Consider the following 275-nt stretch of genomic DNA (forward strand, 5'->3'; position numbering starts at 1 on the left):
GTTTTACCGTGGTCAACGTGACCGATGGTTCCCACGTTTACGTGTGGTTTATTACGTTGAAATTGCTCTTTAGCCATCGCTTGTTCCTCTAAGACACAGATAGAATCGGTGAAGTTATCACGTCAACCAGGTCATTATTGCCTGATAATTATGGATTTAATCAAGAGACAGAAGGAATCAGGGAGGAAGTTAGGAATGTGGTGCTGATACCCAGAGTCGAACTGGGGACCTCACCCTTACCAAGGGTGCGCTCTACCAACTGAGCCATATCAGCA

Annotated in this window: 1 tRNA gene and 1 pseudogene; both read right to left on the reverse strand. The window is 45.8% G+C overall.

Annotated elements, in window-relative coordinates:
* Positions 1-77 (reverse strand): annotated as a pseudogene (locus HH682_RS15495) (GTP-binding protein); the annotation flags it as partial.
* A gap of 121 nt (positions 78-198) precedes the next feature.
* A tRNA-Thr gene (locus HH682_RS15500) sits at positions 199-274 on the reverse strand.
* Position 275: the final 1 nt, after the last annotated feature.

Source organism: Rosenbergiella gaditana (genome assembly GCF_018494065.1).
GTDB lineage: Bacteria > Pseudomonadota > Gammaproteobacteria > Enterobacterales > Enterobacteriaceae > Rosenbergiella > Rosenbergiella gaditana.